The following is an 18009-nucleotide window of genomic DNA, read 5'->3' on the forward strand; positions in this document are numbered from 1 at the left end:
TTCCCACGAAGGATTCGAATTCGATGACCACCTTGGAAATCAAGGACCTGCACGCCGAGATCACCACCCCCGAGGGTGAGTCCAAGCAGATCCTCAACGGCGTCAACCTGACTGTGAAGTCGGGCGAGACGCACGCCATCATGGGCCCCAACGGCTCGGGCAAGTCCACGCTGTCCTACGTGATCGCGGGCCACCCGAAGTACACCGTCACCCAGGGCACCATCACCCTCGACGGTGAGAACGTGCTCGACATGTCGGTCGACGAGCGCGCCCGCGCCGGCCTGTTCCTGGCCATGCAGTACCCGGTCGAGGTCCCCGGCGTCTCGATGTCGAACTTCCTTCGCACCGCCGCCACCGCCGTGCGCGGCGAGGCCCCCAAGCTGCGCACCTGGGTCAAGGAGGTGAAGGAGTCGATGAAGGAGCTCGATATCGACGCGGCCTTCGCCGACCGTTCGGTGAACGAGGGCTTCTCCGGTGGCGAGAAGAAGCGCCACGAGGTCCTGCAGCTGGGTCTGCTCAAGCCGAAGATCGCGATCCTCGACGAGACCGACTCCGGCCTCGACGTCGACGCGCTGCGCATCGTCTCCGAAGGCGTCAACCGCTACAAGGAGCGCGAAGAGGGCGGCGTGCTGCTGATCACGCACTACACCCGCATCCTGCGCTACATCAAGCCCGACTTCGTGCACGTGTTCGTCAACGGCAAGATCGTCGCCGAAGGTGGCTCCGAGCTGGCCGAGGAACTCGACGCGAACGGCTACGAGCGTTTTACGTCCGCGACCGCTGGAGCCTGACATGACCGCTACGGTGCCAGCCCTCGACGTGGCCCGGATCAGGGCCGACTTCCCGATCCTGCACCGCACGGTGCGGGACGGGAAACCGTTGGTGTACCTGGATTCCGGTGCCACCTCGCAGCGTCCGCTGCAGGTGCTGGACGCCGAGCGCGAGTTCTTGCTCACCCGGAACTCCGCCGTGCACCGCGGTGCGCATCAGCTGGCGGAGGAGGCGACCGACTCCTACGAGGAAGCACGCGCCGATATCGCCCGCTTCGTCGGCGCGGATCCCGGCGAGATCGTGTTCACCAAGAACGCGACCGAGTCGCTGAACCTGGTGGCCAACGCGTTCGGTGACGCCCGGTTCCCCTACAAGGTGGGCCCCGGCGACGAGATCGTCATCACCGAGCTCGAACACCACGCGAATCTCGTTCCGTGGCAGGAGCTCGCGCGTCGCACCGGTGCCACGCTCACGTGGTACGGCATCACCGACGACGGCCGCATCGACCTGGATTCGCTCGAACTGTCGCCCGCGACAAAGGTTCTCGCGTTCAGCCACCAGTCGAATGTGACCGGCGCGGTGGCTCCGGTGGACGAATTGGTCCGTCGGGCAAAGGCAGTCGGCGCGCTCGTCGTGCTCGACGCCTGCCAGTCGGTGCCGCACATGGCGGTGGACTTCCACGCACTCGGTGTCGACTTCGCCGCGTTCTCCGGCCACAAGATGCTCGGCCCGATGGGCGTGGGCGGACTGTACGGCCGACGTGCGCTCCTGGAAGAGACGCCGCCGTTCATCACCGGTGGGTCGATGATCGAGACCGTCACCATGGAGAAGACCACCTACGCGCCGCCGCCGCAGCGCTTCGAGGCGGGCACGCCGATGACCTCGCAGGTGGTCGGGCTGGCCGCCGCGGTGCGGTATCTCGAAGACCTCGGCATGGACGCCGTCGCGGCCCACGAGCACGCGCTCACCGGTGCCGCGCTCGATGGTCTGTCCGGCATCGACGGTGTGCGGATCATCGGGCCCACCGAGAACGTCGATCGCGGTGGCGCGGTGTCGTTCGTGGTCGACGGGATCCACGCCCACGACGTGGGCCAGATCCTCGACGACCAGGGTGTCGCCATCCGGGTCGGACACCACTGCGCCTGGCCGCTGCACCGCAAGTTCGGTATCGCCGCCACCGCGCGTGCCTCGTTCGCCGTCTACAACACACTCGACGAGGTCGACGCACTGGTTGCCGCCGTGCGGAAGGCCAAGAGCTTCTTCGGGGTTGCATAGAACATGCGTATGGAGCAGATGTACCAGGAAGTGATCCTGGATCACTACAAGCACCCGCACCACCGCGGGCTGCGGGAACCGTTCGGTGCGCAGGTGCATCACGTGAACCCGACCTGCGGTGACGAAGTGACGATGCGCGTGCAGATCGACGACGCCGGTGAGGTCGCCGACGTCTCCTACGACGGGCAGGGCTGCTCGATCAGCCAGGCCGCCACTTCGATCCTCACCGATCAGGTGATCGGGCTGCCGGTGCAGCAGGCGCTGAAGGTGGTCGACTCGTTCAGCGAGATGATCTCCAGCCGCGGCACCGTCGAAGGCGACGAGGACATGATCGGCGACGGCATCGCCCTCGCCGGTGTGAGCAAGTACCCGGCGCGGGTCAAGTGCGCGCTGCTCGGGTGGATGGCGTTCAAAGACGCTGTCGTGCAGATCAGTTCGGCCGAGGAAACCAAGGCACCGATGGGAAATGGGGAGTCTGCCACATGAGTGAGAGCACCGATACCGCACAGATCCCGGAAGCCGCCGAGGCAGGCACAGCCGTCGCGGCTGTCGAGGTCGAGTTGACGGCCGAACAGATCCAGCACATCGAAGACCTCGAAGAGGCGATGCGCGACGTCGTCGACCCCGAACTCGGCATCAATGTCGTCGACCTCGGCCTGGTCTACGGCCTGTCGGTCGACGAGGAGAACATCTGCACCCTCGACATGACGCTCACCTCGGCGGCCTGTCCGCTGACCGACGTGATCGAGGACCAGTCCCGCAACGCGCTGGTGCGCAGCGGTCTGGTCGAGGACCTGAAGATCAACTGGGTCTGGATGCCCCCGTGGGGCCCGGACAAGATCACCGACGACGGCCGCGAACAGCTGCGCGCCCTCGGCTTCACGGTCTAGCACCGCACATCTCGGGCCCGGATCCTGCATGGATCCGGGCCCGTTTTGTTGCAGTTATGTGTCGAGGGGTCTCGGTGTGATGTTCGACGCTCTGGTCGGCAATCGCCGGGCGATCGGTGATGATCTTGAAGGTTCTGGGCTTGCCGGAACAGCTTTCACGAGGAGATCTTTCGAATGAACTTCATGAGTAAGGCCGGCCTCGCCGTTGCGGCGCTCGGTCTTGCGGCCGGGTCGCTGCTGGGCGCCGGTTCGGCGAATGCGGCGGGCGACCAGTGGGGCGCGATGGCCATCGACAGTAACTGGACGAATCTCGGTCGGTCGATCAACTATCCGACGCGTGCCGAGGCCGAGGCCGCTGCGCTGGAAGAGTGCGCCGCGGATGGTTGCTTCGTGGAGGTCACCTGGTCGAACGGGTGCCTGTCCTTGGTGGACAACGATCAGTTCATCGCCTGGGGCAAGGGACCGACCCGCGCCGACGCGGAGCGGGAGGCCTACCTCGCGCTGACCGAGGGCACCCCGCAGAACCTGCTCGTCAACGTCGGCTCGTCGCAGCTGGCCGGCGGTCGCGTGATCAACACGCTCTGCACCGACAACGCGAGCTGATCCGCACGGTAACTGCGCAAGCCCGGACCGCACATCGGTCCGGGCTTGCGTCGTCTTCGCCTCGGGCGCTGAGCACTGTCCGGATATTGCGGTTATGTGTCGACTGTTGCCGGTGTGACGTTTCCGGGTCCGGTTGGCTATCACCGGGCGATCGGTGATGATCTTGAAGGTTCCGGACTTCCGGAACAGCTTTCACGAGGAGATCTTTCGAATGAGTTTCATGGGTAAGGCCGGTTTCGCCGTGGCGGCGTTGGGTCTTGCGGCCGGGTCGGTGTTCGGTGCCGGTTCGGCGAGTGCGCAGAGCCTGCACGCGTCGATCGCGGTGAGCAGCGACGAGTGGGTCTACGGCGTGAGTGTCGACCAGGCGAACTACGCCGATGCCGAGGCCAAGGCCATCGAGGCCTGCGGTGCGGCCGACTGCGAGGTGTTTCTCTCGTGGGCCAACGGTTGTGGGGTGCTTGTCGAGAGCAACGAGGGCATCGCGGTAGCCTCCGCGGCGACCAGGGCCGAGGCCGAGCGCCTTGCCTACGACCGGCTCTCGGAGATGACCCCGACCGCGCGTCTGGCCAACTTCGGTTCGTCCAACTTCAGTGGCGCCGAGACCGTCAAGGTGATCTGCACGGCGAACGCGCGCTGATCGTCGCGTAGCGAACGGCCCGGATCCTCACGCAGGATCCGGGCCTTTGTCGTTGTGCGCTAAGCATTTTCGGCTGCCGCGACCGTGTCGATCCAGGCGCTGATCATGTCGGCGGTGCCGGCGATGATGGCTTCGAGCTCGACGTCATCGAGTTCGACCGAACGCAACGCGGTGGCGAAGCCGGCGTTGAGTACGACAAAGGCCATGACGTCGATGTCGACATGTTTGATCGGGCCGATGAACTGGAGGATGTAGAGCTTGATGAGCATCCGCAGCCGGGGTTCGAATTCGGGGATGCCGCTGCCGTGGAACTGCAGATCGGCGACGAGGGCGCGCACGAGGGGCCCGTTCGCGACGAGGATGTCGACGGCGGAGCGGATCAGATCGACCACGGCATCGCGGGCGGATTGGCCTGAGCTAGCGGTGAGCAGCTGGCCGTAGCGCTCCTCTACCTGCAGGAACAGGCTGTCGTTGAGTTCTTTGACGATCTCGTCGCGGTCGTTGAAGTACCGGTACAGGGTGCCGATGCTCATGCCCGCTTCGGTGGCGATCCGGTTGGTCGAGGTATTGCCGATGCCGCGGCTGCCGAAAAGATGAGCGGACACCGTGAGAATGCGGGTCCTGGTCTCTTTCGCCCGGTCCTGCTTGGGGCGTTTGCGCTGCTTATCGGCTTGCGGGGGCATCTATGGACCTCGGCGGAAAGAAGAGTAGAAGGTGAGCGGTCGCTCACCCTACAGTCATGATCACGGAGAAACCGAAGTGTAGGCCATCACATCGGCCGGCATCACGCCAAGCGCGACCACTACCGGCGGTGCCGGGGTGTAGAGGAGGAGTCGACGATGACGATCCCACTGGACGAGACGGCCCTGTGGCAGCCGCTGCGCGACGTCCGGACGATGACCAGCCGATTGGTAGGCCATTTCGTCGACAATGTCGCGACTTGCCGGACGCTACCCGGCGATGCGATCGCCGGCGACGTCACCTCGGTCACCCGGATGTGTCTGGAGATCGTCGGCGGAATGCTGGACGGCCGCGACGAGGAGGTGAAACTGAACCGGCTCGCGGTGTCGGCGGCGGGCTGGGCGCGCGAAGGCGTGCCGATCGACACGATCCTGCACGCATTCCATGAGGGTTTCCGGCTCTCCTTCGACGCGGTCTGCGACGAGGTGGCCGACGCCGACCGCGCGGGCCTGATCCACGGCTTCCGCCGGGTCGTCGAGATCTCGGACCTGTTGTGTACCACCGTGACTCGTTCCTATGTCCGCGAGCACCGCGAGGCCGTCGGCGAACATCACACGGCCGTGCACACCCTCACCTCGGCGCTGCTGGCCGGACAGTCGACCGTCACCATGGCGCGCGAGGTCGGCATCACCGTCGCCGACGCGTATTCGGTGCTCGCCCTGTCGATCGGCGCGCATCCCGACGAGCGCGATCCGCGTGTGAACGGTGCGGTGGTGGCCAGGCGCAAGCTGCGCCGGGTGCAAACGTCGTTGGCGCACAGGTGCGGTGAGCTGGTGCTGTCGCTGCTGTCGGTCGACGGCGGCACCCTGCTGATCCCGGCTGATCTGCTGGTCGACGAGCAGCTCGACGCACTGGTCGAGGCGCTGGCGCGGGCCGCCCACGTCGACATCACGGCAGCTCTGGTGCCCGCCACCACCGAGGAGATCCCCGACGCGGCCCAGCGTGCCCACGAACTCCTCGACATGGTGGAGCGTCTCGAAAGCGCCCCCGGGCTCTACCGTTTCGGCGACCTGGCCTTGGAATACCAGCTCACCCGCCCCGGCCCCGGCCGCGCCCGGCTGGGCGAACTGCTCGCCCCCCTCGACAACCACCCCGAGCTCTACGAAACCCTGCGCGTGCACATCGCCAACAACATGAACCGCCAGCGCACCGCGCGCCTGCTCCACATCCACACCAACACCGTCGACTACCGCCTGCGCCGGGTAGCCCAACTCACCGGCCTCGACCCAGCCCAATCCTCGGGCCTGTGGCAACTGCGCTCCTCGATGATCGCCCGCAGCTTCCACACCGGCCCCGCCCCCCGAACCACCACCACCAGAATCCCGCGCCACCCCTACCTCGACCTGGACAGTATCCGCTCGGCCTGACCCGACAACCCGCACCTCCGGCCCCGGCACCGCACCCCCGAACAGCCGCGGTGCCGGGGCCTTCGATCGCGATTCCACAGTCCGCCAGGTGAATACCGGAGGTCGCGTCGCACAGCGGATCGAGCCTGGTTCCCATCCTCGGGGTCGGCCTTCCGAACCAGGTGGATTGCTGGGCGCCGCTACTTGTCGGAGGGTGTTGTTAGTCTGTGGCGGACGGGCGGTTCGGGAGGAATCGGGCGTTACTACCTGCGAGAACTGTTGTTGCCGGGGATGTCTCGGCGATCTGATGGGGCTCGTCGAGTGGTCGTCGTGGCGATTCCGGAAAGCTATTTCCGGGGGAGTGGGCGGCCGTTCGTGATTGGTCGGCTTCGAGGCGCGGAGTCGGTATTTCGACGGGGAGAATCTCTGATGTCTGTTGTGGGCAAATATGCCCTTGGTGTGGCTGCCATGTCCGCGGTGGCGGCATTCACCGTGGTGAACGCTGGGCCTGCTGCCGCGGGGGCCAGTGGTGTGGCCATCGCTGAGGTGCCGGGGTACACCGCTGTGTCGCGCGACGGTGGATTCCAGGCCGCGGCGGGTGATCTCTATGGGGCGCTGGCATTGTCGGCGGGTCAGGCCGTGGTGGCCTCGGCGGTGAATTACGGCAGCTGGGCGGCGGCGAGTCAGGCCGCGCTCGATGAGTGCGGTGTGCGGGACTGCCAGGTCGTCGTCGAGTTCCGCAATGCCTGCGGTGCGGTGGCGCAGGGCGCGGACTACCGCTTCGGCTGGGCGTGGGATCACTCCCTGGCCGCGGCCGAGCGCTCCGCGGTGGATGTGCTCGGCATCAGCGCGGCACCGTTTCCTGATCCGGGTTCGGCGTCGCCGCGTGCGGCGAGCGTCATCCTGGCGGCTTGCACTGCGAACATCTAGACAAATCCAGTAGTGGCACGGGCTGAATTGACCCGTGCCACTACTGGATTCAGCGGCGCAGCACTTTCCTGGCGAGCCAATTGCCGAAGAACTGCACACCCTGCACACCGGCGATGATGATCAGCACCGCCACGATCGTGACCTGCCACTGGAATTGCTGATATCCGTAGACGATGGCGAAATCACCGAGCCCGCCGCCACCGACAGTGCCCGCCATCGCGGAGATATCGACAATCGAGATCACCACGAACGTGTAGCCGAGAATCAACGGCCCCAGCGCTTCCGGGATGAGCAGCGTGAGAATGATCCGCAGCGGTCCCGCGCCCACCGCACGCGCGGCCTCGATCACCCCGGGATCGACCGTCACCAGGTTCTGCTCCACGATCCGGGCGATCCCGAACGAGGCCGCGACGATCATCACGAACAGCGCCGCCTCGGAGCCGATCGTGGTGCCGACCACCTCCAGGGTGACCGGGCCGAGCGCGGCCAGCAGGATGATGAACGGAATCGGGCGCACCACATTGACGAACACATTGAGCACGACATAGATCGGCCCGTTCGCCAGCAGTCCACCCTTGCGGGTCGTGTAGAGCGCGGTGCCGAGCACCAGCCCGATCACCCCCGCGACGAGGAACGTCACGCCGACCAGATAAACGGTGGTCCCGATCGCCTCGAACAGCGTGGGCCGCAATTTCTCCCAGTTGGTCTCCATCAGCCCGCCTTCCGTTCCAGGTCGGCGACCGCCCGATCCAGCGCGGGATCGGGCCCGTGCAGCGCCAAGGTGACGCTGCCGAAAGTCTTGTCCTGCACCGTACTCACCCCGCCGTAGACGATCTCGAAACGCACGTCGGCGGCGGTAGCGGCGGCCAATGCCGCCCCGATCCCGTGGTGATCGTCGATGTCGACAGTGACCAACCGGCCGCCGTGCAGCTTCCGCAACCGATCCAGCTCCGCCGCGTCGGGCCGGTTGTGCAGCACGGTCGCCACGAACGACCGTGTCGGCGCGGCCCGCGGTGCGGCGAAAACATCGAAGGTGGCAGCCAATTCGACGATCCGCCCCTCGGCGAGCACCGCCACCCGGTCGGCAACCGCGCGGATCACATCCATCTCGTGGGTGATCACCACAATGGTCACCCCGAGCTCGGCATTGATCTTCTTCAGCAGTCGCAGCACCTCGGCCGTGGTTTCCGGATCCAGGGCGGAGGTGGCCTCGTCGGCCAGTAGCAGCGAGGGCGAGGTCGCCAGCGCCCTGGCGATCCCGACCCGCTGCTTCTGCCCGCCGGAGAGCTGATCGGGGTAGGCGCGCGCCCTGTCGGTGAGCCCGACGAATTCGAGCAACTCGGCCACGCGGGCCTTGCGCTCGGCCCGTTTCCAGCCCGCCACCTTCAGTGGATACTCGATATTGCCCGCGGCGGTGCGTGATCGGAACAGGTTGAACTGCTGGAACACCATGCCGATATCGCGGCGCAACCGGCGCACCGCCGACTCCGGCACCCCGGTGATGGGGGTGCCGGAGATCGTGACGGTGCCCGAGGTCGGTTTGTCCAGCGCGTTGATCAGCCGCACCAGCGTGGACTTGCCCGCGCCGGAATAGCCGATGACGCCGAAGATCTCACCCGGCTCGATCCGCAGGTCGATGCCGTCGAGTGCGGTGTGCCGATTGTCGCCGCTGCCGAAAACCTTGGTGACGGAACGGAATTCGACGGCGGCGGGTTGTGTGCTCACTTGGTGGTGCGGATGCCCTGCTGCACCCGGTCCAGGATCTGTTCGAGCTCGGCGCCGGGCCGGTTCACCGCGACCGCGGTGCCCTTGGTGGTCTCGGCGTGCGCGGTGGCCACCGCCGGATCTTTCCAGATCTCGACCAGCTTCAGATAGGTCGGATTCGTTGTGTCCGCAGCCCGGCTGACGATCACATTGATGTAGGGCTCGGCGGCGGGATTGTTCGGATCATCCTTGTACAGCGCCGATTTCGGGTCGACGCCCGAACGCTCGAGGAAGGTGTTGTTGATGACCGAACCGTCGACCGAAGGCAGTGACAGCGCGGTCTGGGCGGCATCCACCGGTGTCACCCGCACCTTGGATACGCTCTTGTCGATGTCGGCGGGGGTCGGCTGGGCCGAGGTGCCGGTGATCTTCAGCAACCCGGCGGCCTGCAGCACGAACAGTGCGCGCGCCTGGTTGGTCGGATCGTTGGGGATCGCGATCTCGCCACCGGCCGGGATATCGGCGAGTGTCTTGTGCTTTTTCGAGTAGAGCCCCAGCGGCACAATGTACGTCGAGCCGATCGGGGTGAGCGTGTCCGAGCTCGCCACGTTGTACTGGCCGAGGAACTGTAGATGCTGGAACAGATTGAGGTCGATCTGATTCTGCGACAGCGCCGTATTCGGCTGCTTGTAATCGGAGAAATTGGTGACCTTCAGCGTGATGCCCTGCTCCTTCGCCTTCTGTTCGAAGACCTCGAAAGCCTTGTCCTTGTCGGTGGTGCCGATCCGAACCACCGTGCCCGACGCGTCATCGGAACCGCACGCGGTCAGGGTGAGGGCCGCGGTCGCTATCAGCACTGGGATCGCCAGTGTCCGACGGAATTTCACTTGTACTCCCGAATTGCTCGCAGAAGATGAACTCGGTCATCCAAGCTGCCGTCACCACCCACCGACAACGGTTTGACTTGCCTCGAGCGAAATCCTCGCGAACAGTGGGACGCCCGTCTAACTTATGGACATCAGCGGAGCGGGTGCTCCATTGACAATCTGCCGCGGCGGACGAGGTCGCGTTTGGTGATCGGCGGCAGCGTAGCGTCGTCGTCCGGGGCGGCGGGGTTGGGCCGCACCAGCAGGGTGACGGTCGCGGCGGGCACGAACCCGCTGCTGGTCATCAGCGCGGCCGAGGAGCTGTTGCGGTCCTCGACATCGGTGACGATATGGCGGGCGCCGCGGGCGAACAACGCCTCCGAGCACACGTTCACCAGTCGCCGCGCGATTCCGTGGCCCTGCATATCGGGGGCGACCGCGATCCATTCCAGATACGCCCAGTCGTCGCGATGCTCGAACTCCATCGACCCGAGTACGAACCCGACTACCCGGTCGGAGTCCAGGGCAACCCAGCAGGCGTTGTCGGGGCTGTCGAGGTGCTCGGCGACGGCCGTGAGCGACCACGACGTGTACGGCTTGATGGTGGTATCGAAGACCTGATGGCCGAGGTCGAGGACTTGACGCAGATGTCCCAATCCCATCGGCACGACAGCGATGGCGGTGTCCATAGCCGCCAGTGTGCCCTACGCGCCCTTGCGGGTCGCGGTCTTCGATGCGGTGGATTTGCTCGTGGCGGCCTTGCGCGGTGCGGCTTTCTTGGCGGCCTTCTTCGCGGGCTTCGCCGGGGCGGCTTCCCGGCGACCGCTGGCCTCTAGACTGCGTTGCAGCGCGGCGACCAGATCCACGATTTCGGCGTCAGCCTGTTCGGCGGGCTCGGTCTCCGCGGCGGGCTCGACCTTGCCGGTGCCGCTGGCGATCGCCTCGTCGAGCAGTTTCTGCAGTTCGATCTGGTATTCGTCGGTGTACTCGGAAGGGTCGAAATCGCCCGACATCGACTCGACGAGAGTCTCGGCCATCTTCAGTTCTTGCGGGCGCGGGGCAGGCACCTCGTCGAGCGACGGGAATTCGACGGCCCGCACCTCGTCGGGCCACAGCAGCGTCTGCAGGACCAGCACGCCGTCTCGCACGCGCAACGCGGCCAGCCGGGTCTTCTGGCGCAACGTGAAATGCACCAGCGCGGTCTTGTCGATGCGTTCGAGGGTCGCCGCCAGCAATTGGTAGGCCTTCGGCGTCGCGGAATCCGGTTCGAGGTAATAGCTCTTGTCGAACAGCACCGGGTCGATCTGATCGGACGGCACGAATTCCAGCACCGGAATCTCGTGCTTCTCCGCCGCGGGCAGCTTCGAGAAATCGGCGTCGGTCAGCACCACCTGCTCGCCATCGGGTGAGGTATAGGCCTTGTCGATATCGGCGAACTGCACAGAATTGCCGCACACCTGACAGACCCGGTCATATTTGATCCGGCCCCCGTCCTTGGCGTGGACCTGGTGGAACCGAATGTCATGGTCCTCGGTCGCGGTATAAACCTTGACCGGGACATTGACCAGCCCGAAAGCGATCGAGCCCTTCCAGATCGATCTCATGCACCCCATCATGGTCGAAATGTCGCGCCGGGGCGAGCAAGCGATCCCGAATAGGTGCTGGTCCGTGATCCGGCGGAGCTTGAAATCGGTGCGTCTGGTCCAATCAACGGGTGGGTGTGGAGGTGATCGTCTGTGGGCTCGGTCCGGCGGGGCGGGCCGTTGCTCATCGTGCGCTGGCGGCGGGACGCGAGGTCACGGTGATCGATCCACATCCGGATCGGGTGTGGACACCGACCTATGCGGCGTGGGCCGATGAGTTGCCCCGGTGGCTGGATTCCGGCGTGGTGGCGGCGTCGGTTGACGCACCGATGGCGTGGGCGGTGCGCGAGCATCGGATCGATCGCGTCTATCAGGTGTTGGATACGGCGGCGTTGCAGTCGTCGCTGACGCTGGACGGCGCGACCGTGATCGCGGACCGGGCTGTCGAGGTCGACGCGCGAGTAGTGCGGACGGCGGCCGGCCGGACGTGTACCGGTCAGGTCGTCGATGCGCGGGGGTTGGCGCGATCGCCGCGTCGCGCCGAACAGACCGCGTACGGCGTGGTTGTGGCCCGTGATCAACGCGAGCAGACGCTGTTCATGGACTGGCGACCCGACAACGGTGCCGACCCGGACGACCCGCCGTCGTTTCTGTACGCGGTACCGCTCGGTGCCGACTCCGTGCTGTTCGAGGAGACCTGCCTCGCCGGTCGGCCGGCGCTCGCGCCGGAGGTGCTGCGGCGCAGACTCGAACATCGGCTGCGTGCGCGCGGGATCGCGCTCACCGGAGCCGAACCTGTTGAGCGAGTGCGGTTTCCGGTGCAGGGCGGCAAACCTGGGCACGGTCGATTCGGTGCGGCCTGCGGTCTGACGCATCCCGCCACCGGATACAGCGTCGCCGCCGCACTCGCCGCGGCGGACACCGTCGTCGCGGGTGGCACGGTGTGGACGCCACGGGCGCGGGCGGTGGCCGCGCTGCGTCGCGCGGGATTACGTGCGCTGCTGGATCTTCCGCCCCGCGAGATCCCGGTGTTCTTCGAGGTGTTCTTCGGTTTGCCTGCCTCCCTCCAGCTTTCCTATCTGTCCGGCCATGGCGACCTCGGCGGCACCCTCGCCGCGATGCGCGCACTGTTCGCCGACCTGCCGCCGCATCTGCGCCGCACTGTGGTGACCTCGGTCATCGGTGCGGCCGGCCGGTAGCCGAACAGCGCCGGCGCCTCGGCGCGAAACGGTGTGCCGGGTGCTCCTTGGCGCTCACCGCACTCGGCGCGGAGAGCCCTTGACGCCGTCTGCGGAGGTGGTGAGATCGTCGCCGTGCGGCCGTGGCCGAGACCGGTAGCTGACCGGGAAGAACAAGGGTATGCCAGAGGCCCGGCGGCGCCGCCACGAAGTTGCTACGATCGCTTCGCGAACGCGCCGACCCGCCAACAGGATCGGGCCGACGAGGCGGACGGCCGGAAGTATTTCGAGCCCCCGCGCGTCGATGTGCGTGATGCACAGTTGCGTGACGAGTTAGGGGACAATCCGGTGTTCGAATTCACCAGGCGGCGCAGTCGCTGGGTGCTCGGCGTTTTCGCGGTGCTCGCGGTGCTGCTCGGCGCACTGGGCGCCACGCTGTTCGAGCGGGTGGACGGCGGCGGATACACCGACCCCGGCAGCGAATCCAGCCACGCGCTCGAGGTGTTGCGCGAGGAGTTCGGACAGGCGCCGCCGAACCTGCTGCTGCTGGTGGAGACCGAGTCGTCGGTCGAGGACCCCGAATCCACCGCGGCGGCAACAGCATTGGTCGCCAACCTGCAGGAACGTGCCGGTGTCGCCGAGGTGATGTCGTATTGGACCTCCCACCAGCCCGCGCTGCGCAGTGTCGACGGCAAGCAGGGTCTGATCGTCGCGAGTGTGCTCGGCAGCGAACGCGAGATCGACGAACGCGTCACCGCCATCTCCGACGAGCTGACGGGTGAACAAGGATCGTTGCAGGTCAGAGCGGGCGGATTCGCCATGCTCATGCACGAGACGGTGCAGCAGAGCAAGACCGATATCGCCAAGGGCGAGGCCATCGCCTTCCCGCTCACCCTGATCGCGCTGCTGTTCGTCTTCGGCGGCCTGGTCGCCGCGAGCCTGCCGCTGCTCGTCGCGATCGGCACCGTGCTCACCACCATGGGTGCGCTGTGGTTGCTCACCCTGTTCACTCCGTTGTCGGTCACCGCGACCAACGTGGCGACGCTGCTCGGCCTCGGTCTGGCCATCGACTACAGCTTGCTGATCGTCAACCGCTATCGCGACGAGCTCGCCGACGGCCGCACCCCGGCCGGCGCGGTGGCCACCACCCTGCGCACCGCGGGCCGCACCGTCGCGTTCTCCGCGCTCACCGTCGCGGTGGCGCTGGCCGGGTTGCTGTTCTTCCCACTGCTGGCGATCCGGTCGATGGGGTACGCGGGCATCGTCGTCGCGGCGCTGGCGGCGCTGGTGTCGCTCACCGTGCTGCCCGCCGCGCTGTTGCTGATCGGTACGCGCATCGACAAGGGTCAGCTCGGCTGGTGGTTCCTGCGCGCCCCGCGTCCCGCACCGGGTGAGGGTGCCTGGCACAAGCTCGCCAGCGCCGTGATGCGCAAGCCGATCTCCATCGGACTCGCTGTCACCGCACTCCTGCTCCTGCTCGGCGCACCGTTCCTCGGCGTGAAACTCGGTTTCCCGGACGAACGAACCCTGCCGGAATCGATGAACTCCCGTCAGGTCACCGAGATCGTGGCGCGCGACTTCAGCGAGAGCGACCAGCACACCCTCGTCGCGGTGCTTCCGGACAGTGCTTACAGCGCGGCGGGACTCGACACCATCGCCCGTGCCATGTCCGACCTGGACAATGTCCGCCGCGTCGACACCGCCACCGGCAGCTACGCCCAGGGCGGGCTGTTCGTCGAACCCACGGCGGCCAACGCGCGATTCCGGGTCGAGAAGGCCGTCTACCTGTCGATCGTGCCGACCACCGGCGACAGCGATGCCCTCGCCGGTCTGGTCGAGCAGGTGCGCGCGGTGCGCACGCCGAGCGAATTGCTGGTCGGTGGTGTGGCCGCGGCCAATGCCGACTCGGTCGCCGCCATCGAGGACCAACTGCCATGGGCGCTCGGCTTCGTGGTGATCATGATGCTGATCGTGCTGTTCGCGCTCACCGGCAGCGTGGTGCTGCCGGTGCTGGCGGTGATCCTCAGCGCGCTGAGCCTGACCGCGACCTTCGGTGCGCTGGTGTGGATCTTCCAGGACGGGCACCTGTCCGGCGTGCTCGGCTTCACCGTCACCGGGGATCTGTCCGCCACGGTGCCGGTGATGTTGTTCGCCGCCGCCTTCGGGCTCGCGATGGACTACCAGGTGTTCCTGCTGTCGCGGATCCGGGAGGAATACGACCGCACCGGCAAGAACGAGACCGCGGTCGCGCTCGGCCTGGAACGGGTCGGGCGCATCGTCACCGCCGCCGCGATCCTCATCTCGCTGGTGTTCCTCGGCTTCCTGGCCTCCGACATCACCTTCATGAAGGCGTTCGGCATCGGCCTGCCGCTGGCGGTGATCGTCGACGCCACCCTGGTGCGCGGGTTCCTGCTGCCCGCCGCGATGAAGGTGCTCGGCGAGGCGAACTGGTACGCACCGGAATTCCTGCACCGCCTGCACGACCGGTGGGGCCTGGACGACAGTGGTACGGCGCGATCGCCGAAACGTGAAGTGGTGGTGCGTGATCCGCTCGCCGCCGCCAGGCCCGAGGAGATCGTCGTCGTTGATCCACTCGCGCGAGCTGAGGCGGCACGGGCCGAGGCGGCACGGGCCGAGGCGGCACGGACCGAGGACAGCGCCGGAGCGCGGGTACCGGAAAGTCTCTCGGCGTCGACGGGAAGCCGCGAGACCGCGGACTGAGCCGCCGGCCCGGTTCAGTAAAGCAAGGCCGAAGGGCGGCACCGGTTCGGTTCCGGTGCCGCCCTTCGACGTTCATTCACGGTGTCAGATGCCGCCGGTGGCGAGTAGCCCGCCGTCGACCCGCACACAATCACCGGTGATCCACGCGGCCTCGTCGGAGACCAGGAACGCGATCAGCCGGGCCACGTCCTCGGGCACGCCGAGGCGCTTCATCGGGTACACGCTCGCGGCGCGCTCCTCGTTGTCGGAGTACAGCGCGTCGGCGAACTTGGTCTTGACCACGCCCGGTGCCACCGCGTTCACGCGGATCTTGGGGCCGAGCTGCCAGGCCAGCTCCTCGGTGAGCCGGATCAGCGCCGCCTTCGACGCGCCGTAGGCCGAGATCACACCGGAGGACCGGATGCCCGCGACGCTGGCCACGTTCACCACGGCGCCGCCGTGCTCGGCCATCCACGCGCGGTAGGCCTGCTGCACATAGCCCAGCGACGCCACCACGTTCACATCGAAGATCTTGCTGACGCCACCCAGATCGGCGTCCATCAGCGGACCGTAGACGGGGTTGATGCCGGTGTTGTTGATCAGGATGTCGAGCGAGCCGTACTCGGTGACGGCTCTGGCTACGGCCTCCGCGCGTGCGTCGGCATCGCCGGCGTTGCCGGCGAAAGTGCTCACCTGGCCCTTGTGGCCGAGCGCGCGCAGCTCGGTCGCGGCGGCCTCGAGCGGTTCGGGTTTACGGGCGGTGATCAGCACGTTCGCGCCCCGGCGCATCAGTTCGGCCGCGGTCGCGAGGCCGATGCCGCGACTGGCTCCGGTGACGAGGGCGGTACGGCCAAGGAGATCGGTAGTCATGGCACGAGAGTAACCACGCTCACATCGGGCAGCGCCGGGTTCGGCTTCCGGAGACGTCGACGGTAAAATAAGTGGTTCTTGCCGAAATACCTTTCCCGCTTGTCTTACTCTGAGGAGAACTCTGTGATCACGGCGACCGACCTGGAGGTCCGGGCCGGAGTCCGCACCCTGCTCTCGGCCCCTGGGCCGGCGCTGCGGGTGCAGTCCGGCGACCGGATCGGACTGGTCGGTCGCAACGGCGCGGGCAAGACCACCACCTTGCGCATCCTCGCGGGCGAGGGTGAGCCGTACGCCGGAAAGATCACTCGCTCCACCGACATCGGCTACCTGCCGCAGGACCCGAAGGAAGGCGATCTCGATGTGATCGCCAAAGACCGGGTGCTCTCGGCGCGCGGGCTCGACGTCCTGCTGCGCGACATGGAGAAGGCCCAGGTCGAGATGGCCGAGGTCGCCGACGATGCGGCCCGCGACAAGGCGATTCGCCGGTACGGCCGCCTCGAGGACCAGTTCTCCTCGCTCGGTGGCTATGTCGCCGAAAGCGAGGCGGCACGCATCTGCAACAGCCTCGGCCTGCCCGACCGCGTCCTCGACCAGCAGTTGCGCACCCTCTCCGGTGGTCAGCGGCGCCGCATCGAGCTGGCCCGCATCCTGTTCTCCGCGTCCGACGGCTCGGGTGGGCGCTCCGACCGCATCCTGCTGCTCGACGAGCCTACGAACCACCTCGACGCCGACTCCATCACCTGGCTGCGCGGGTTCCTGCAGAGCCACGACGGCGGCCTGATCGTGATCAGCCACGACGTGGAACTGCTCGGCGACGTGGTGAACAAGGTGTGGTTCCTCGACGCCGTGCGTGGTGAGCCCGACGTGTACAACATGGGCTGGAAGAAGTACCTCGACGCGCGCGCGACCGACGAGCAGCGCCGCGTCCGCGAGCGCGCCAATGCCGAGAAGAAGGCGGGCGCGCTGCGTCAGCAGGCCGCCAAGCTCGGCGCGAAGGCCACCAAAGCCGCTGCGGCACACCAGATGGTGCGTCGCGCCGAACGGTTGATCAACGAGCTCGACGACGTGCGCGTGAGCGACAAGGTCGCCCGCATCCGGTTCCCCGAGCCCGCGGCCTGCAGCAAGACGCCGCTGATGGTGAAAGACCTGACCAAGCTCTACGGTTCCCTGGAAATCTTCACCGGCGTGAACTTCGCTGTCGACAAGGGCAGCCGCGTGGTGGTGCTCGGGCTCAACGGTGCCGGTAAAACGACCATGCTGAAACTGCTCGCCGGTGTCGAGACGCCGACCGCGGGTGGCGTCGAGCAGGGGCGCGGGCTCAAGGTCGGCTATTTCGCCCAGGAGCACGACACCCTCGACGATCAGGCCTCGGTGTGGGAGAACATCCGCCATGCCTCCCCGGACGCGGGGGAGCAGGAGCTGCGCAGCCTGCTCGGTGCGTTCATGTTCACCGGGCCGCAACTCGACCAGCCGGCGGGCACGCTGTCCGGTGGTGAGAAGACGCGTCTGGCGCTGGCCGGGCTGGTGTCCTCGGCGGCCAACGTGCTGCTGCTCGACGAGCCGACCAACAACCTCGACCCGGTCTCGCGCGAGCAGGTGCTCGAGGCGCTGCGTACCTACGCGGGCGCCGTGGTGCTGGTGACGCACGATCCCGGCGCGGCCGAGGCGCTCAACCCGGAGCGGGTCATTCTGCTTCCCGACGGCACCGAGGACCACTGGTCCGCCGAATACGCGGAGCTCATCGATCTCGCCTGATCCGTCAGGGCGCGGAGGCGGTAGCGCAGCGTCACCACGCAGGACCCCGGAGTCAGGCGAAGGTCAGATCCTGCATAGGGCCGGTGTGTCGTGCGTGAAACGCGGTGTCGGGGAGGAACTCGCCGGGGCCGCGTGAGTTTGATCACTGTTTTCGTTGATC

At 66.8% G+C, this 18009-nt stretch carries 18 protein-coding genes; 11 read left to right on the forward strand and 7 right to left on the reverse strand.

What is annotated here, in order from left to right; genetic code table 11:
- The first annotated feature begins 23 nt into the window (after positions 1–23).
- The 6 genes from sufC to ACFWO8_RS08430 all read left to right on the forward strand — a co-directional run bounded on the left by sufC (position 24) and on the right by ACFWO8_RS08430 (position 4176).
- Positions 24–791, forward strand: a complete 768-nt coding sequence (gene sufC, locus ACFWO8_RS08405; RefSeq protein WP_378945810.1) for a Fe-S cluster assembly ATPase SufC — start codon at positions 24–26, stop codon at positions 789–791.
- A gap of 1 nt (position 792) precedes the next feature.
- Positions 793–2046 (forward strand): cysteine desulfurase, encoded by a 1254-nt coding sequence (locus ACFWO8_RS08410; protein WP_378945813.1) that lies wholly within the window; start codon positions 793–795, stop codon positions 2044–2046.
- A gap of 3 nt (positions 2047–2049) precedes the next feature.
- Positions 2050–2532: a Fe-S cluster assembly sulfur transfer protein SufU gene (sufU, locus tag ACFWO8_RS08415; RefSeq protein ID WP_056810385.1), complete on the forward strand. Its 483-nt coding sequence runs from the start codon at positions 2050–2052 to the stop codon at positions 2530–2532.
- A complete protein-coding gene (locus tag ACFWO8_RS08420) occupies positions 2529–2936 on the forward strand; it encodes a metal-sulfur cluster assembly factor (protein WP_378945816.1) in 408 nt (135 codons plus the stop codon). Before sufU ends, ACFWO8_RS08420 begins: the two co-directional genes overlap by 4 nt.
- A 174-nt stretch (positions 2937–3110) precedes the next feature.
- A complete protein-coding gene (locus ACFWO8_RS08425; protein ID WP_378945820.1) occupies positions 3111–3539 on the forward strand; it encodes a DUF4189 domain-containing protein in 429 nt (142 codons plus the stop codon).
- 211 nt (positions 3540–3750) lie between these two features.
- The gene (locus ACFWO8_RS08430) at positions 3751–4176 is read left to right on the forward strand and encodes a DUF4189 domain-containing protein (RefSeq protein WP_378945825.1); all 426 of its coding nucleotides are present in this window, start codon (positions 3751–3753) and stop codon (positions 4174–4176) included.
- Between the two features lie 59 nt (positions 4177–4235).
- Here ACFWO8_RS08430 and ACFWO8_RS08435 read toward each other — a convergent pair whose 3' ends face one another.
- Positions 4236–4859, reverse strand: a complete 624-nt coding sequence (locus ACFWO8_RS08435; protein WP_378945830.1) for a TetR/AcrR family transcriptional regulator — start codon at positions 4857–4859, stop codon at positions 4236–4238.
- A 156-nt stretch (positions 4860–5015) separates the two neighbouring features.
- On the opposite strand from ACFWO8_RS08435, the gene ACFWO8_RS08440 reads away from it, so the two are divergent.
- Positions 5016–6284: a PucR family transcriptional regulator gene (locus tag ACFWO8_RS08440; protein ID WP_378945833.1), complete on the forward strand. Its 1269-nt coding sequence runs from the start codon at positions 5016–5018 to the stop codon at positions 6282–6284.
- 408 nt (positions 6285–6692) lie between these two features.
- Positions 6693–7193 (forward strand): DUF4189 domain-containing protein, encoded by a 501-nt coding sequence (locus tag ACFWO8_RS08445; RefSeq protein ID WP_378945836.1) that lies wholly within the window; start codon positions 6693–6695, stop codon positions 7191–7193.
- A gap of 49 nt (positions 7194–7242) precedes the next feature.
- Here ACFWO8_RS08445 and ACFWO8_RS08450 read toward each other — a convergent pair whose 3' ends face one another.
- The 5 genes from ACFWO8_RS08450 to ACFWO8_RS08470 all read right to left on the reverse strand — a co-directional run bounded on the left by ACFWO8_RS08450 (position 7243) and on the right by ACFWO8_RS08470 (position 11367).
- Entirely contained in the window at positions 7243–7905 is a 663-nt protein-coding gene (locus tag ACFWO8_RS08450) for a methionine ABC transporter permease (RefSeq protein ID WP_378945841.1), read from the reverse strand.
- A complete protein-coding gene (locus tag ACFWO8_RS08455) occupies positions 7905–8918 on the reverse strand; it encodes a methionine ABC transporter ATP-binding protein (protein ID WP_378945845.1) in 1014 nt (337 codons plus the stop codon). Before ACFWO8_RS08455 ends, ACFWO8_RS08450 begins: the two co-directional genes overlap by 1 nt.
- Positions 8915–9784 carry a MetQ/NlpA family ABC transporter substrate-binding protein gene (locus tag ACFWO8_RS08460; RefSeq protein ID WP_378945848.1) on the reverse strand — a complete coding sequence of 290 codons (870 nt, stop codon included), beginning with the start codon at positions 9782–9784 and terminating at the stop codon, positions 8915–8917. Before ACFWO8_RS08460 ends, ACFWO8_RS08455 begins: the two co-directional genes overlap by 4 nt.
- A gap of 131 nt (positions 9785–9915) precedes the next feature.
- Positions 9916–10452, reverse strand: coding sequence for a GNAT family N-acetyltransferase (locus tag ACFWO8_RS08465; protein WP_378945853.1), 537 nt, complete (start codon positions 10450–10452; stop codon positions 9916–9918).
- A 15-nt stretch (positions 10453–10467) separates the two neighbouring features.
- A complete protein-coding gene (locus ACFWO8_RS08470; protein ID WP_378945858.1) occupies positions 10468–11367 on the reverse strand; it encodes a Ku protein in 900 nt (299 codons plus the stop codon).
- 110 nt (positions 11368–11477) lie between these two features.
- On the opposite strand from ACFWO8_RS08470, the gene ACFWO8_RS08475 reads away from it, so the two are divergent.
- Both ACFWO8_RS08475 and ACFWO8_RS08480 read left to right on the forward strand, forming a co-directional pair.
- Positions 11478–12545 (forward strand): lycopene cyclase family protein, encoded by a 1068-nt coding sequence (locus ACFWO8_RS08475; RefSeq protein ID WP_378945861.1) that lies wholly within the window; start codon positions 11478–11480, stop codon positions 12543–12545.
- Positions 12546–12872: 327 nt separating this feature from the next.
- Positions 12873–15245: an MMPL family transporter gene (locus ACFWO8_RS08480; RefSeq protein WP_378945864.1), complete on the forward strand. Its 2373-nt coding sequence runs from the start codon at positions 12873–12875 to the stop codon at positions 15243–15245.
- A gap of 84 nt (positions 15246–15329) precedes the next feature.
- Here the strand turns inward: ACFWO8_RS08480 and ACFWO8_RS08485 are convergent, their stop codons facing one another.
- A complete protein-coding gene (locus tag ACFWO8_RS08485; RefSeq protein WP_378945867.1) occupies positions 15330–16094 on the reverse strand; it encodes an SDR family oxidoreductase in 765 nt (254 codons plus the stop codon).
- Positions 16095–16217: 123 nt separating this feature from the next.
- Between ACFWO8_RS08485 and ACFWO8_RS08490 the strand changes: the two genes are divergently transcribed.
- Positions 16218–17849 carry an ABC-F family ATP-binding cassette domain-containing protein gene (locus tag ACFWO8_RS08490; RefSeq protein ID WP_378945871.1) on the forward strand — a complete coding sequence of 544 codons (1632 nt, stop codon included), beginning with the start codon at positions 16218–16220 and terminating at the stop codon, positions 17847–17849.
- Positions 17850–18009: the final 160 nt, after the last annotated feature.

It is taken from the genome of Nocardia sp. NPDC058480, from assembly GCF_042720495.1.
Classification (GTDB): Bacteria; Actinomycetota; Actinomycetes; order Mycobacteriales; family Mycobacteriaceae; genus Nocardia.

What these genes read in the sequence shown, in the direction of transcription:
- sufC (WP_378945810.1), top strand. Translation starts at nt 24, where the DNA reads ATGACCACCTTGGAAATCAAGGACCTGCACGCCGAGATCACCACCCCC.
- ACFWO8_RS08410 (WP_378945813.1), top strand. Translation starts at nt 793, where the DNA reads ATGACCGCTACGGTGCCAGCCCTCGACGTGGCCCGGATCAGGGCCGAC.
- sufU (WP_056810385.1), top strand. Translation starts at nt 2,050, where the DNA reads ATGCGTATGGAGCAGATGTACCAGGAAGTGATCCTGGATCACTACAAG.
- ACFWO8_RS08420 (WP_378945816.1), top strand. Translation starts at nt 2,529, where the DNA reads ATGAGTGAGAGCACCGATACCGCACAGATCCCGGAAGCCGCCGAGGCA.
- ACFWO8_RS08425 (WP_378945820.1), top strand. Translation starts at nt 3,111, where the DNA reads ATGAACTTCATGAGTAAGGCCGGCCTCGCCGTTGCGGCGCTCGGTCTT.
- ACFWO8_RS08430 (WP_378945825.1), top strand. Translation starts at nt 3,751, where the DNA reads ATGAGTTTCATGGGTAAGGCCGGTTTCGCCGTGGCGGCGTTGGGTCTT.
- ACFWO8_RS08435 (WP_378945830.1), bottom strand. Translation starts at nt 4,859, where the DNA reads ATGCCCCCGCAAGCCGATAAGCAGCGCAAACGCCCCAAGCAGGACCGG.
- ACFWO8_RS08440 (WP_378945833.1), top strand. Translation starts at nt 5,016, where the DNA reads ATGACGATCCCACTGGACGAGACGGCCCTGTGGCAGCCGCTGCGCGAC.
- ACFWO8_RS08445 (WP_378945836.1), top strand. Translation starts at nt 6,693, where the DNA reads ATGTCTGTTGTGGGCAAATATGCCCTTGGTGTGGCTGCCATGTCCGCG.
- ACFWO8_RS08450 (WP_378945841.1), bottom strand. Translation starts at nt 7,905, where the DNA reads ATGGAGACCAACTGGGAGAAATTGCGGCCCACGCTGTTCGAGGCGATC.
- ACFWO8_RS08465 (WP_378945853.1), bottom strand. Translation starts at nt 10,452, where the DNA reads ATGGACACCGCCATCGCTGTCGTGCCGATGGGATTGGGACATCTGCGT.
- ACFWO8_RS08470 (WP_378945858.1), bottom strand. Translation starts at nt 11,367, where the DNA reads ATGAGATCGATCTGGAAGGGCTCGATCGCTTTCGGGCTGGTCAATGTC.
- ACFWO8_RS08485 (WP_378945867.1), bottom strand. Translation starts at nt 16,094, where the DNA reads ATGACTACCGATCTCCTTGGCCGTACCGCCCTCGTCACCGGAGCCAGT.